11 protein-coding genes are annotated in these 12507 nt (G+C 43.8%); 6 read left to right on the top strand and 5 right to left on the bottom strand.

Annotation, left to right across the window (positions count from 1 at the left end; genetic code table 11):
• Positions 1-37 precede the first annotated feature (37 nt).
• Both C5Z25_RS01855 and C5Z25_RS01850 read left to right on the top strand, forming a co-directional pair.
• On the top strand, positions 38-544 hold the full coding sequence (locus tag C5Z25_RS01855) for an SRPBCC family protein (protein WP_105452826.1): 507 nt from the start codon (positions 38-40) through the stop codon (positions 542-544).
• A 132-nt stretch (positions 545-676) separates the two neighbouring features.
• A complete protein-coding gene (locus tag C5Z25_RS01850; RefSeq protein ID WP_234002767.1) occupies positions 677-1141 on the top strand; it encodes a MerR family transcriptional regulator in 465 nt (154 codons plus the stop codon).
• 52 nt (positions 1142-1193) lie between these two features.
• Here the strand turns inward: C5Z25_RS01850 and C5Z25_RS12565 are convergent, their stop codons facing one another.
• Complete coding sequence (locus C5Z25_RS12565; RefSeq protein ID WP_199774925.1) at positions 1194-1367, bottom strand: SPJ_0845 family protein; 174 nt, start codon at positions 1365-1367, stop codon at positions 1194-1196.
• Positions 1368-1560: 193 nt separating this feature from the next.
• Here C5Z25_RS12565 and C5Z25_RS01845 point away from each other — a divergent pair, with 193 nt between their 5' ends.
• The 3 genes from C5Z25_RS01845 (at position 1561) to uvrC (ending at position 5733) form a co-directional block, all read left to right on the top strand.
• The gene (locus tag C5Z25_RS01845; RefSeq protein ID WP_105451098.1) at positions 1561-3036 is read left to right on the top strand and encodes an ABC transporter substrate-binding protein/permease; all 1476 of its coding nucleotides are present in this window, start codon (positions 1561-1563) and stop codon (positions 3034-3036) included.
• On the top strand, positions 3029-3769 hold the full coding sequence (locus tag C5Z25_RS01840) for an amino acid ABC transporter ATP-binding protein (RefSeq protein ID WP_105451097.1): 741 nt from the start codon (positions 3029-3031) through the stop codon (positions 3767-3769). Before C5Z25_RS01845 ends, C5Z25_RS01840 begins: the two co-directional genes overlap by 8 nt.
• Positions 3770-3918: 149 nt before the next feature.
• The gene (gene uvrC / locus C5Z25_RS01835; RefSeq protein WP_105451096.1) at positions 3919-5733 is read left to right on the top strand and encodes an excinuclease ABC subunit UvrC; all 1815 of its coding nucleotides are present in this window, start codon (positions 3919-3921) and stop codon (positions 5731-5733) included.
• Positions 5734-5816: 83 nt separating this feature from the next.
• Here the strand turns inward: uvrC and C5Z25_RS01830 are convergent, their stop codons facing one another.
• From C5Z25_RS01830 to C5Z25_RS01815, 4 genes are all read right to left on the bottom strand, one after another.
• Entirely contained in the window at positions 5817-7133 is a 1317-nt protein-coding gene (locus tag C5Z25_RS01830) for a metallophosphoesterase family protein (protein WP_105451095.1), read from the bottom strand.
• A gap of 176 nt (positions 7134-7309) precedes the next feature.
• A complete protein-coding gene (locus tag C5Z25_RS01825; protein ID WP_105451094.1) occupies positions 7310-9262 on the bottom strand; it encodes a PTS fructose transporter subunit IIABC in 1953 nt (650 codons plus the stop codon).
• A gap of 27 nt (positions 9263-9289) precedes the next feature.
• A complete protein-coding gene (pfkB, locus tag C5Z25_RS01820) occupies positions 9290-10207 on the bottom strand; it encodes a 1-phosphofructokinase (RefSeq protein WP_105451093.1) in 918 nt (305 codons plus the stop codon).
• The gene (locus tag C5Z25_RS01815) at positions 10204-10959 is read right to left on the bottom strand and encodes a DeoR/GlpR family DNA-binding transcription regulator (RefSeq protein ID WP_105448583.1); all 756 of its coding nucleotides are present in this window, start codon (positions 10957-10959) and stop codon (positions 10204-10206) included. The genes pfkB and C5Z25_RS01815 overlap by 4 nt, the downstream gene beginning before the upstream one ends.
• A 234-nt stretch (positions 10960-11193) precedes the next feature.
• Between C5Z25_RS01815 and obgE the strand changes: the two genes are divergently transcribed.
• Positions 11194-12489 carry a GTPase ObgE gene (gene obgE / locus C5Z25_RS01810; RefSeq protein WP_105451092.1) on the top strand — a complete coding sequence of 432 codons (1296 nt, stop codon included), beginning with the start codon at positions 11194-11196 and terminating at the stop codon, positions 12487-12489.
• Positions 12490-12507 lie beyond the last annotated feature (18 nt).

Genomic DNA, 12507 nt, shown 5'->3' with positions numbered 1-12507 from the left:
AAAATGATGAGCTAAGTCAAGGAGGACGATAACTATGATGAATACAATTAATTGGCCAAGTAAATATTTACCAGGCACGACCGATAACTTTGTGTCGAATGAGGTGATTGTTGCTGGTTTGACAGTTGAACAAGTTTGGGTGTACTTAGTGGATACCAGTAAGTGGGAAGGGTATTATGAAAATGCCGCAAAGATTGTATTGAGTGATTCAAGTACGACGGACTTGCAACAGGGTGAGCGCTTCCATTTTGAAACTTTTGGTTTCCCTATTGATGCGCAAGTTATGGAATTAGTGAGCCCACAGGATAATCAATTGGCTCGCATTAGCTGGCATGGTTGGCAAGATGGGGATGCCCAAACGGCGTTGGATGTCTATCATGCCTTCTTAATCGAGGCGTTGCCTGGTAACCGGGTACGGGTTTTGACCCAAGAATCACAACTTGGACAGCCGGCCGCTGACATGGCTAAACAAACGCCTAACCTGATGCTTAATGGCCATCAGGCTTGGCTTGATGGGCTTGTTAACGCAGCAGCTAATGCTTGATTACAGTTAGCTGCTGGGGATAAAAGTCGGATTAAACGGCACCAATTGTTACTTGGTTATGTTATAGTAACCTGATTAAAGGAGTGAGGCTTAACGAGTGTTGGCATTGGAACAGTTGCCAAACAATTAGGGGTGACGGTCGATACCATTCGTTATTATGATAAGGCTGGTTTACTCCCATTCGTCAAACGGGATACCGCCGGACGACGACAATTCACTGCGAATGATCTGCATCTGATGCAAACGATCATGTGTTTGAAAAATGCCGGGGTGTCAGTTGCGGATATTGCAACTTTTGTGCAGTTACGCCTAGCTGGTGATCAGACGCTGGATGAACGTTATGCCTTATTGACGACGCATGAGCAGACCTTGAAAACCAAAATTTCAGATTTACAGGAAACTTTGGCTTATCTTCAATTTAAAAAATGGTATTATGAAACAGCCGTGGTAGCTCACACTGAAACGATTCATTTTACACCGGGAACTAATGCGGTTCAGCCAGATTTAGCTCAGAAGTATGCACAATATTTAGAAGCGACTAAGCAATTCGCTGAACTGGCACTATTCAGCGAGGTTGTTCATTTACCCATAAACTAAAAAAATGACAAGTTTAAGACGAAAGTCTCAAACTTGTCATTTTTAGGTTAGCCTATTTTTTGGTCGCTTGATCCTTAGGCTTAGGTTCAACCGTTTGCCGTTTGGCATGTTCATCAATAGTCGTTTGAATCGCTTTAGTCGTTAATTTATCCTTGTCATCGGGACCAATCGCAAATTTATCGAATAATTTGTCGAGGTTGTCTTGACGCTGAACTTTTAAACTCATCCAATCATTCCTTTCAATTATGGCTAATCATAGCAAATTTTGCCGCGTTTGTCAGTTATCCGCTTTATATACATTAAAAATCGTATAAATGGTCCTTTTATGCATAAAATAAAGAAATAATCAAAATTACTTGCATAAATAATCATATGCGTTTATACTTTGTTCTTGTAAACCAAAAACAAGGAGAACGCTTATGAAAAAAAGAGTTGGATTATTATTAGCAATTATAACGGCGTTAGTCATGCTGGTGATGCCATTAGGGACGCAATCAGCACATGCCGCTGATACATCGTTACAAGATATTCAAAAAAAGGGTGTCCTAGTCATGGGAACTTCGCCAGACTATCCACCATATGAATTTCAAGCGACGGTCAATGGTAAGAGTAAAGTCGTCGGGATGGATGTGCAGATTGGCCAAAAAGTAGCTAAAGATTTAGGTGTGAAACTGAAAATCAAGTCAATGTCATTTGATTCACTATTAGTTGCCCTCCAAACGGGTAAAGTTGATATGATTATTTCTGGGATGAACCCAACGCCCGCCCGGCGTAAAAATGTCGCGTTTACAAATACTTATTATCAAGGTGGCTATGATATCGTCATTAACAAGACGGATGCTGCCAAGTATAAGAACAAAGATTCATTTAACGGGGGGACGCTAGGCGCTCAAACCGGGACGACCCAATATAATGCCGCTAAAAAGCAAACTAAAAATACCCAGGTTAAAGGGATGACGTCGCAGTCGGACTTAATCCTAGCCTTACAAAGTCATAAAATTGATGGTGTTGCGATGGAAAAGCCGTCCGCAGAAGCCTACGTTGCTAACAACAAACAATTAGCGGCGATTCCTAGTAAGTTCAATATGAGTTCTTCTGCAACAAGTTCAGCGATTGCCTTTCGGAAGGGATCTACGAGCTTAGTTAACAAAGTTAATCAGACTGTTGCTGAAATTAAGCAAGAAAAGTTGGTTAAAAAGACGTATTTGCCAACTGCTGGTAAATACTTAAAAACGAATACAGTTAATACCTCAATGGGGCATTACTGGCAAGCCTTCTTGACGGGGATTGAATATACGTTAATTATTACCGTTTGTTCTGTCTTCTTCGGATTTATCATTGGGATTGTCTTGGCCTTAGCACGGATGGCCAAAGGTGGTGTCTTCAAGACAATCTTGCGGTGGATTGCCACGGCCTACGTCGAATTTATTCGAGGAACGCCAATGATGGTTCAAGTGATGTTTGTATACTTTGGCTTAGGGTTATTCGTCAATCTACCGGCATTAACATCGGGGATTATTGCGATTTCATTAAATTCTGGCGCTTATGTGGCTGAATATATTCGGGGTGGGATCAATTCCGTGGATGTTGGTCAAACCGAAGCCGCTCGTAGTTTAGGGATGTCAAACGGTCGGACCATGCGATACGTGATTTTGCCACAAGCCTTGAAGAACATTTGGCCTTCCTTAGGAAATGAATTTATTACCTTAATTAAGGATAGTTCAATCGTGTCAATTATTGGGGTAACCGAATTAATCTATCAAAGTAATATCGTCCGTTCAGATACTTATCGTGGGGTGGCACCAATTGTGGTCATCATGGTCTTATACTTCATCTTGACCTTCACTGCCTCTCGGATCTTGAACTACTTCGAAAGGAGAATGCAACATGCCTAAACCAGTTATTGAAGTTGAAGCCTTGGCGAAAAGCTTTGGTGAAAATGAAGTCTTAAAAAATATTACCGAACAGGTGGATGCCGGCCAGGTGATTGTCGTTATCGGACCTTCTGGTGGTGGGAAAAGTACCTTCTTACGGTGCTTGAATTTACTTGAAACCCCAACTAGCGGTAAAGTGGCATTTGAAGGGCAAGACTTAACGACGCTTGATACAAAGAGTGTTAATGCGTTACGCGAAAAAATGGGCATGGTCTTTCAGGGGTTTAATTTATTCCCGAACATGACTGTTTTGGAAAATATTAAGCTGGCACCAATGAAAGTCAAAGGCACCGATGACGCCACTGCGACTAAAACGGCACATTCTTTATTAGAACGTGTGGGGTTAGATGATCATGCGGATGCGTTCCCTGCCAGCTTATCAGGTGGTCAAGCGCAACGGGTCGCAATTGCCCGCGCATTAGCCATGAATCCCAAAGTGATGTTATTCGATGAGCCTACCTCGGCCTTAGATCCAGAGATGGTCGGTGAAGTTTTGAATGTCATGCAGGAGTTGGCTAAAGATGGGATGACGATGGTTGTTGTCACCCACGAAATGGGCTTTGCAAAAGAAGTTGGCGACCGAATTTGGTTTATGGCGGATGGTTATATTCAAGAAAATAACACGCCAGAAGATTTCTTTGCTCACCCTAAAACGGAACGGGCGCAAGATTTTCTATCAAAAATTTTAATGTAGCATTCTATGAGTGATAAACGGGTTCGATTGGGGAATAGTCCAGTCGGGCCCGTTTTTTTATTAAAAGTAGCTTAGCGAGTAGATTGCTTGTCACACCTAGTGTCAGGCGGTATACTAGTATCGCTAAATTAATGAGAGGAGCGCGCGTCATGGCATTGGCACATATTGAACATAAACTTGCTTTACTACCTGATTTACCAGGCTGTTATTTGATGAAAAATCTAAATAGTCAGATTATTTATGTGGGTAAAGCGAAGAATTTAAAGAATCGCGTCCGGTCGTATTTTAAAAGTAGTCATACCGGTAAAACCGCGCGCCTAGTTTCTGAAATTGCCGATTTTGAGTTTATCGTGACTTCAACAGACAAGGAAGCTTTTTTGTTAGAAATCACGTTGATTCAAAAGCACCAGCCGTATTTTAATATCAAATTAAAAAAAGGCACTGGTTATCCGTATATTAAAATCACGAATGAACGTGACCCACAAATTCTGATTGTGAGTGATGTGCGTAAAGACGGTGGTTATTACTTTGGCCCATATCCGAACGTTTACGCTGCTCAAGAAACGGTTAATTTTATTCAAAAGGTTTATCCGCTACGGCGTTGCAATGGGTTTCAACATCGGCCTTGTTTGTATTATCATATGGGACAATGTTTGGGCGCGTGCTTTAAGACGGTGCCGGAGGCTGAATATACGGCCCAAATCAAACGGATTAAGTCCTTTTTAAATGGGCATGTTGAGACAGTCAAACAACAATTAACGAAACGGATGACGCGTTCCGCAGCGGCTTTGGAATTTGAACGGGCCGCTGAATTAAGGGATCAGTTAACTTATATTGAAATGACCGTTGAAAAACAAAAAATTATTTCAAATGACAATACCCCCCGAGATTTATTTAACTTTTATTTGGATAAAGGCTGGTTGTCGATTCAAGTTTTCTTCATTCGACAAGCCCGGTTAATGAAACGGGAAAAACGCTTGTTTCCAATTGTCTCGACGGCGCCTGAAGAAATGACAAGTTTTATTTTACAATTTTATAATCGTAAAAATAATATTTTGCCACGCGAGGTCTTAGTACCAGCGGGGCTAGATAAGACGGTGTTAAGCGAAATTCTAGGGATTCCAGTGCGAACGCCACAACGTGGACAGAAACGTGACCTGCTTGACTTAGCAGAAAAGAATGCCCGGATTGTGTTAGAAGAAAAGTTCCGGCTGTTAGAGTTGGATGAGCAAAAAACGACGGGTGCCATGCAAGAGATTACGGATGCATTAGGTATCCCAGCCGGTCATAAGATTGAAGCATTTGACCACTCGCATATTCAAGGGACGGATTTGGTCTCAGCAATGGTCGTCTTCACGGATGGTCAACCGAATAAAAAGCTTTATCGAAAATATAAATTACGAACGGTCGATCATGCGGATGAAGCGGCATCGACACGGGAAGTCATCCGGCGTCGGTATACGCGGTTACTAAAAGAGCACGCAGCTTTACCAGATTTGATTCTAATGGATGGCGGGGACATTCAGTTGGATGCCGCTAAAGACGTCTTAGAAAACGAATTAGGCCTAACGACGCCAGTAGCGGCCATGGTTAAAAATGATCATCATAAAACGGCGGATTTATTAGCCTCCGCGGGTGATGCTCATTTGAATCTTGATCCGAAGAGCCAGGGGTTTTACTTGCTACAACGAATTCAAGATGAAGTCCATCGCTTTGCTATTGCGTTCCATCGACAAGTGCATACGAAACATTCATTAAGCTCACGCCTAGATGAAATTCCAGGAGTAGGTCCGAAAACGCGTAACAAGCTGTTACGTCAGTTCGGTTCAATGGGAAAGATTGCGGCCGCTCCCGTGGAAGAAATTCAGAAGCTAGGTGTTGCAAAAAATGTCGCACAGACCATTAAGTTTTCATTAGCTGGTGGTGGTGTGACACCTAAACATTATCAAAAAGGGGCTACTTAGCCCGTAGACCAAAAGAAAACCAGGCACTGCAAGAAGTTGTGAATTCTTGCAGTGCCTGGCTTTTTAGTGGACGTCCAATTTAGTTACCGAACGGGGCCGTGCCAAGCGAGATTACCACTTAAATGGCGGGTGGCCAATACAAATTGGCGTAGTGGCGTTGACTTGGGTAGCTGTTCCCAGGCCGTGATGTTCGCACTAGCTTGAACAGCAGTGCCACGAAAGACCGCAATGTTAGCTGCGGCCATGCCTGTTGCTAACGTTTTTGTTTGCTTAGTTGAGTATTTAAGATCAGGGTCTTCTAGTAGTGATTGTAAGGCGGCGTTATAGCCGGCCGCATATAAGACGTCATGGTCGTATTTTTGATAAGTTTGAACGGCCGCTGCGCCTTGATGAGTTCGAATGTAATTGTCGACATTGGTGGCTTGTGCTTGATAACTGGCAGTCCCAGTCGTTTGATTAAGCTTGAGCGTCCCGTAATAATGGCTGCCAAGAATAAGGGCGCCACTAGCAATATCAGTTAACGATTGGCCGTTAGTTGTCGTTTGTTTGATGTTTTGCGCATGTAAGTGCCCAGTTAATGCTAATTTAATACCCGCTTTAGCGAAAACTTGTTGCACTTCATCCGCGTACCCAATGGTATAGTCTTGGTGAATAGCGGTGTGATTCATTAAGTTGTGGTGCATGACTGGAATTAACGTCGCATGCTGTTTCTTAGCTGTGCGACCAACTTTGGCAATCCAGTCCAAGGTACCGGCATTAAAGCCGCCACCAACAGTTGAGCTGCCTTGCTGGTAATTACTACGATAAATGGCTGAGTCAAGCATTAAAAACCAAGTTTTTTGGCTCGGTTTAACCAGATAACTTAATGAATTTTTGTCGGTTTCGGTGGCTTGCTGATAGCCATCGTTTTTATAAATATGTTTAAAGTCACTAGGACTCACGGCAACTGTTTCTGCTTGCTTCTTGCCCTTGAAACGCCGAGTTAGGGGATTATTAATGTCATGATTGCCGGGGACGACATAGACTCGTATATGAGCCTGAGTTAACCGCTTAAGTTGTTTTGCCACGTATTCATGACTGGCCTTTTCACCGTTGTTGGTAATATCGCCACTGATAATAACGACATCTGGTTTTTTGGTTAAAGCAGTCGCAATAAACGCTTTAAAAATAGTGGCACTATATTTTAAATCAGCACCTGCGTCACTGGCTGCATAGGATGTGAAGGCTGCGCCGTTATCATGCAGACTGGGGGCAATCACATGGTCGTCACTAATCACCATAGCGGTGAGCGTGGGTTTATTGACCGCTGGCATGCTTGTGATAGCTGCTTGATGGCAGCCGGTTAGTAGGAGTAGGGCGGCAATTACCAGGCCACCAAGGACTGTTGCTTTGACTCTCAAAAGTATCGTCTCATTTCAAATGATAAATTAATTTATATCTTTATTATAACCGTTTGATTGCAGGATTAAACTAGTGCTGCAAAATAAAAATGCTCACCTGAGGCAGCATCGGTTAATCAAAAAAAGTGATTGCTGAAAATCAAAAGATCTTCGGCAATCACTTTTTTTTGTTTGAATTAAGCTTTTTTAGCGGGCTTCCAAATACCGAGAATTACCCCAGCAATGACAGCGCCAATCACAGTAGCAGCAACGTAGCCCCAAATGTTGGTGGCTAAGAGTGCGACCCAGAGGCCACCATGAGGAGCAGGAACGGAAACTTGCCATAGTTGGGTTAAACCACCGGCAATAGCAGCGCCGACGACACTTGAACCAATGACATGCAATGGATCTGCAGTGGCGAATGGGATAGCACCTTCGGTAATAAAGGAAATCCCAAGCAACCAGTTTGAAATCCCAGCTTTACGCTCGTCATCCGTAAACTTCTTTGGCCAAAAGGCAGTGGCGATGGCAGTTGCTAATGGTGGGACCATCCCACCAGCCATAACAGCAGCCATTAGGTTACCATCGTTGGTGGCGGTAAAGGCCCCAGTTGCAAAGACGTAAGCAGCCTTGTTGAAAGGACCACCCATATCAATTGACATCATCCCACCGAGGACAATTCCTAAGAGAATGGCATTCCCAGTGCCCATAGATTCCAAGAAGTTGGTAATCCAGATGTTAATGACTGAGAAAATTGGGTTAACAATGAAGAACATTAAGAGGGCAGTTAATAGTAAGCCCAAGATTGGGAAAATCAGCATTGGTTTCATACCGTCTAAGGAAGCCGGAATATTCTTAGTGGCTTTCTTCATCCAAACGGTAATGTAACCTGCTAAGAACCCAGCGACTAACCCACCTAAGAAGCCGGCTGGACTCTTGGCATTGGCCACGATGGAAGCTGTGTAAGCACCACCATAAGCGCCAGTGTAGACGGTTGCCATAAACCCACCAACAAACCCAGGCATTAAGGCTGGACGATCACCGATTGATTCGGCAATGAAGGCGGCTAATACAGGAATCATAAAGGCAAAGGCCATATTCCCAGCTTGGTTCAAGAAGACAAAGGCCGTGCTCTTGTCACCACCAGCAAATTGTTCAATGACGAAGGAGAGGGCCATTAAGATCCCACCACCAACGACGAATGGCAACATATGTGAAATCCCATTCATTAAGTTCTTGTAGATTTCATTCCAAACACCGCTACCAGCATTGCCAGTTGTATCAGCGGCAACATCACTACCATCAGCATGATAGACAGGGGCGTTACCACTAATGGCTTCGTTGATTAATTTTTCTGGCTCTTTAATCCCATCGGTAACTGGACGGTTAACTAAATGTTTGCCATCAAAACGGGCCATTTCAACTTTTTTATCGGCGGCAATGACGACGCCATCAGCTTTGGCGATTTCGTCAGCGGTTAAAAGATGTTTTACCCCTTCAGAACCATTGGTTTCAATTTTAATATCAACGCCCATAGCTTCAGCTTGCTTAATTAGGGCTGCTTCAGCCATGTAAGTATGCGCAATCCCAGTTGGACAAGCGGTGACCCCAACGACGTAGTGACTAGTTGGTGCGGCTGGTGCGGCGGCTTTTTCAGCGCGGGCTGCTTCATCTTTAGCATCTTTGGCTTCCTTAGCAGCCTGGGCATCACCGAATAACGTTTGAACGTCATCTGGCGTTTGCGCTTGCTTCAATTTAGCGACTAATTCAGGATCAATCAAGAGGCTTGAGAGCGCGGCTAAAGCTTGTAAATGAGTGTTGTTAGCTCCTTCAGGTGCAGCAATCATGAAGAATAAGTGGACGGGTTGACCATCTAAAGCATTAAAGTCAACACCGGCGTCACTCTTGGCAAACAAGACAGTTGCTCGTTGAACGGCCTTATCTTTGGCGTGGGGCATCGCAATGCCATCGCCAATCCCAGTAGTTGATTCAGCTTCACGTTTAATAATGTCTTTTTTATACAGTGCCTCGTCATTGATGACGCCTTGTTCAGCGTATTTATGAACTAATTCGTCAATGGCTTCGTCTTTGGTCGTGGCAGTCATGTCCATGATCATGACATCTTTTAGTAATAAGTCGCGGATATCCATGTTGTGTAACAGTCCTTTCTGAACTGGTTAGTTAGTTAAATTTTCAATCTTAATCAAAGGTAAAATTTCATCAATCTTAGCCCGGGTGGCAATATCTTCAGAGAAAGCAGTTGCGGACCCACAAGCTAAGCCATAACGAAAGCTTTCAACCGCATCGTGGGTTTTAGCAAAGGTACCGACAAAGCCTCCGATCATTGAATCACCAGCACCAACAGAGTTGATTACATGACCCTTCGGTGCGGGACTAAAGTAAACGTGGTTTGGTGTGATTAGCAAGCCACCGTCACCGGCCATTGAAATTAAGACGTGTTGGGCACCTTCTGCTAACATCCGTTGACCAGCAGCGATAATGTCGGTTTGACTATTGAAAGTCGTGTTATAATAAGCGGCTAATTCATGATTATTTGGCTTGACGACCAATGGCTGGCTTGGCAAGGTTTTCTTTAAGGCTTCACCAGTAGTGTCAATTACGAAGTTTGCGCCAGCCGCTTTTACTTTTTGAATGATGTCATAGTAGAAGCTGTCGGGAAGGCTAGGTGCTAAGCTCCCTGACATGACAACCACGTCGTCTGGTGTTAATTGGGCTAATTCTTGGTAGAATTGGTCGATTTCGGTTGCGGTAATCTGGGGGCCAGCGCCATTTAATTCGGTTTCAGCATCCGCATGAATTTTAACATTAATACGGGTGTCATCGGCGATTGGCGTAAAGCGACTGGTCAAACCTTTGGCAGTTAAAGCGGTGCTGATAAAAGTACCCGTGAAACCGCCTAAGAAACCAAGTGCAATATTGGGTTGCGCCAATTCGTTTAAAATTTGTGAAACATTGATGCCTTTACCACCAGGTAATTTAGCGGTATGGGCAAGGCGGTTAACGCTGCCGAGTGTCATGTGGGGCAGTTGAACCACGTAATCAATCGAAGGATTGACGGTAATGGTGTAAATCATGATGTGACCTCCTGGATAGTGGTTAATGGTTGATATTGTTCCGCCAAAGTTGGCGTTAAATGGTCGGTAATGATCGTCGCACTAGCGAGATCGCCAACCCGGGCAAAGGAAACATGGTCAAATTTAGTGTTATCCACTAAGATAAAACTTTCTTCACTTTGCGCAATCGCAGTCTTTTTGACGATGGCTTCATCAGGGTCAGGCGTCGTGAGCCCAAACTTAGGATGGACACCGTTAATCCCCAAGAAAACTTTATTGAAACGATATTCTTGTAAGGATTTTACGGCTTCCGGTCCGATGACGGCTTTGGTAGTATTTTTTAAATTGCCACCAAGTAGATAAGTCTTAATGCCCATGTCGGCTAAGACTGAAGCGTGCACGACGCCATTAGTGACGACCCGCAAGTTGTACCGCGGGCTGAGGTGGGCAATCATCGCTAAAGTTGACGTCCCAGCATCTAAGTAAATGACATCATCAACTTGGATGTTGGCGACGGCCTGTTGGGCAATTCGATCTTTGGCATCCACATTACGAGAAACCTTGTCATTCATGGCAGGTTCTTCTTGGAGTGAGTTCATATATTTAGCGCCGCCATGGACGCGCAATAAGTCACCTTGTTCTTCTAATTGTTGTAAGTCGCGGCGAGCCGTAGACTCTGAACAATTAGTTTTTGAACAAATGTCCTTGATTTTAATAATGCCCTTAAAACGGATTGTATTTAAAATGTATTGTTGACGCTCTTCTGTAAGCACTTTCAAATCCCTCCGAAGAATAATATACACGTTCAATCGTCAAAACGCAACAAAAAGCTTCAAAAAACGTCAATTTAGTTCAAAAGCAGTCATTGTGATTTAAGCGTAGTCACAAACGGGCGATTACAGCGGATACTTTGACGTAGTCACTGAACATTTGTATACTAGGTCAGGTATCTAATTTCGCACGAACCATTTCGTAGATAAATAATATAGAAGAAACAGGAGAAAACGATGTTTGTTGATCAAGTAAAAGTAGATGTAAAAGCCGGTAACGGTGGCAATGGGATGGTTGCATTCCGGCGCGAAAAATTTGTGCCTAACGGTGGTCCAGCCGGTGGTGACGGTGGTCGCGGTGGGAGTATCGTGCTGGTTGCCGATGAAGGGTTACGGACGTTAATGGATTTTCGGTATACCCGTAAGTTTAAGGCAGAATCCGGTGGTAACGGGATGATTAAGCAGATGACAGGACGTTCCGCTAAAAATCGCATCATCAAAGTGCCACTTGGCACAACCGTAACGGATGCTGAAAGTGGTGACTTAATTGGTGATATTACCGAAAAAGACCAAAAACTCGTCATTGCAAAAGGTGGTCGTGGTGGTCGTGGTAATATTCATTTTGCCAGTCCTAAAAATCCGGCTCCAGAAATTTCCGAAAATGGGGAACCCGGCGCTGAATTAACGATTCGCTTAGAATTGAAAGTGTTAGCGGATGTTGGTTTAGTTGGCTTTCCATCTGTTGGTAAGTCGACGCTCTTATCCGTCGTTACTAGCGCCAAGCCTAAGATTGCGGCTTATCACTTTACGACGTTGGTGCCAAACTTAGGGATGGTTCGGTTGGATGACGGGCGTGACTTTGTTATGGCAGATTTACCGGGATTGATTGAAGGCGCCGCGAATGGTGTTGGTCTTGGGATTCAGTTCTTACGGCATATTGAACGGACGCGTGTTATTTTACATTTGATTGATATGAGCGGTGTCGAAGAGAATGACCCATTTGAAGATTACTTAAAAATCAATCATGAATTGACGAGTTACGATCCTGAATTGCTAAAACGACCACAAATCGTGGTGGCGACAAAGATGGATATGCCTGATTCAGCCGAACATTTAGCTGAGTTTGAAGCGAAGTTAAAAAAGGATGATACGTTGGCCACGGTGCCAGCAATTTACCCAATCTCTTCCATTACGCAACAAGGGATTAAAGCCTTACTTGCGCAAACGGCGGACTTATTAGATACGACGCCTCAATTCCCAATTAAAGGGATTGATGATGTGGCCCATCGTGAGTATCAAGCTGAACCTAGTCAAGAATTCACGGTTGATAATCCAGAACCAGGCTTGTTTGTCCTTTCTGGTGAAAAGTTGGAACGTTTATTTAAGATGACCAATTTAGATCGTGAAGAAAGCTTGATGCGGTTTGCACGTCAGATTCGCGGAATGGGAATCGACGATGCTTTACGGGCTGCTGGTGCAAAGAACGATGATACCATTCAAATTTTAGATTACCAATTCCAATTCATGGACTAGTACCTAGTCCTAAAAAGA

This window comes from Lactobacillus sp. CBA3605, assembly GCF_002970915.1.
Lineage (GTDB): Bacteria > Bacillota > Bacilli > Lactobacillales > Lactobacillaceae > Lactiplantibacillus.
This window is presented reverse-complemented; position numbering and strand designations above follow the sequence as displayed.

Excerpts from the sequence above, each read along its gene's own strand:
- C5Z25_RS01855 (WP_105452826.1), top strand. The coding sequence starts at position 38 with ATGAATACAATTAATTGGCCAAGTAAATATTTACCAGGCACGACCGAT.
- C5Z25_RS12565 (WP_199774925.1), bottom strand. The coding sequence starts at position 1,367 with ATGAGTTTAAAAGTTCAGCGTCAAGACAACCTCGACAAATTATTCGAT.
- uvrC (WP_105451096.1), top strand. The coding sequence starts at position 3,919 with ATGGCATTGGCACATATTGAACATAAACTTGCTTTACTACCTGATTTA.
- obgE (WP_105451092.1), top strand. The coding sequence starts at position 11,194 with ATGTTTGTTGATCAAGTAAAAGTAGATGTAAAAGCCGGTAACGGTGGC.
- C5Z25_RS01840 (WP_105451097.1), top strand. The coding sequence starts at position 3,029 with ATGCCTAAACCAGTTATTGAAGTTGAAGCCTTGGCGAAAAGCTTTGGT.
- C5Z25_RS01845 (WP_105451098.1), top strand. The coding sequence starts at position 1,561 with ATGAAAAAAAGAGTTGGATTATTATTAGCAATTATAACGGCGTTAGTC.
- C5Z25_RS01825 (WP_105451094.1), bottom strand. The coding sequence starts at position 9,262 with ATGGATATCCGCGACTTATTACTAAAAGATGTCATGATCATGGACATG.
- pfkB (WP_105451093.1), bottom strand. The coding sequence starts at position 10,207 with ATGATTTACACCATTACCGTCAATCCTTCGATTGATTACGTGGTTCAA.